Source organism: Streptomyces sp. NPDC023541, assembly GCF_055559995.1.
On sequence record NZ_JBVHJO010000043.1, the window covers coordinates 1 to 1,576 of the forward strand.

At 66.8% G+C, this 1,576-nt stretch carries 1 protein-coding gene; it reads left to right on the top strand.

Annotated elements, in window-relative coordinates; genetic code table 11:
* Positions 1-1,060: 1,060 nt before the first annotated feature.
* On the top strand, positions 1,061-1,405 hold the full coding sequence (locus ACZ3X1_RS37300; protein WP_467284017.1) for a hypothetical protein: 345 nt from the start codon (positions 1,061-1,063) through the stop codon (positions 1,403-1,405).
* Positions 1,406-1,576: the final 171 nt, after the last annotated feature.

A 1,576-nucleotide genomic window follows, 5' to 3' on the forward strand; every position in this document is an offset into this window, starting at 1 on the left:
TCTGTTGTCTTGCGTTTCCGACTCTATCAGACTCTTTCGTGTCCGATTTCCTCGGCGCTTTCCAGGTTCCCGCTTTCGCGTTTCCCTTTCCGGCGGTTCCGACTCTATCAGAAGTTTTCCACCGGATTTCCCCGGCTTCGATTCCCGAATGAAGAGTCGAGTCCCCACTCGAAAGTGCTTCCTTGTGAGGGTCGCTGCCGAGCGCTTCTGCTCCAGGCAACTGCTCAACTCTACAACCGTGCCCGTGAGGAGTCAAAACGCCGCCGACAGCGGCTTCGCCGCAGCGTCACCCCGCGGTCGACCCTGCCGGCCCGTACTTCTCCGAAGCGCGAAGACGCTGGCCGAGGTGATCAGGAGCTGTCCGCCGTGCTGGGGCGCAGGCAGGTCCGGCCTCTGCAGCCCGGTCGCACCGTGGCCCTCCGGCCACGCCAAGTCAGGAGGGCGCCAGCCGCATGCTGCTGCCCCCGGCAGATCGTGGTGTCGACGGAGGCTCGGACCCACTACGTCCGCCCAGGCCCCCCAGCCGTCCCGCCCAGACGACAGAGGCGCCGTGGCCGGTCGACCGGACGTGACCGCCCCCTTACGCCACGCATGAGCCACGAGAATTTGTAGGGTTCCCTCTTTGTGGTCATCGGCGTGCCCAGACAGAGATGGCGCGAGGCGGAGTGCGGCCTCAGCCGATGGTGAGCGGAGACAGTCAGCCTCTTCTGCCAGGGCGGCCGGGATGCCGGGGATGCCGGTGTCCGGCTCGAGGGGCCCCCTCGGTGCCCAGCGACTGGTGTCGAACGTGACCTGCCTCGTCGTGGTGGACGTGCTGTCGTTCGCCACCTCCGTGCCCGTGGCCATGCGTACGGGTACCCGCGTCTACCCGTACGCATGGCGAAACGAGAGGGCGGCCCTCTTCGCCGGGGAGACGGTGAGTCGATGGGGACGCCACCTCGGCTTCGCCCTGGTCACTGTCGCCGGCCGCCCTGCGGCGGGCCCCGTTCACTCCAGCTCGTACTGCCCCGCACGGAGCTGGGTTCTGTCCGGCGGATCATGAGGTCGTAGGCTGCAGTGCATGCACAGCACACTGACCGAGCACGCCCGGTGTCTCTACGGAGATGAGTACCGTCCGACACCGGCGTGCGATCAGGAGCACCGCGAGCACTACTTCGTTGAGGAGCTGACGTTCGCTGGCGCAGACGCGATCCTCTCGATGCTGCGTGAACTCAGCCCGCACCTCGTCGACGGCCACCTCCCGGTGTGGATTCGAAACCTCGCCTATCGGCTCGTGCTGCTGCAGCGGCCAGACGAGCCGGCTCTTCTGCGGGAGGCCGCGCAGAACCTGTGGCTGCGCGGTCCGGACTGGGACGACATCGCGGCGAAGCTCACCCAGCAAGCCGAAGATCTGGAAGCCCGCTGACGGACCAGGCCGTCAGCCCTTGAGCCACAAGCGGATCGAGGCCACGGTCACGGTCCCCGTGAAGACGTAGGCGCGCTTGATGCCCCTATGGATGTCAACCGAGGGACCCGGCGGCTCCGGTCTGGCCAGCCGGAGGGTTTGCCGGGACGATGAGTCGGTAGATCTCACGCG

Bases quoted from the DNA above. Each gene is read 5' to 3' on its own strand.
- ACZ3X1_RS37300 (WP_467284017.1), top strand. From the start codon at position 1,061: ATGCACAGCACACTGACCGAGCACGCCCGGTGTCTCTACGGAGATGAG.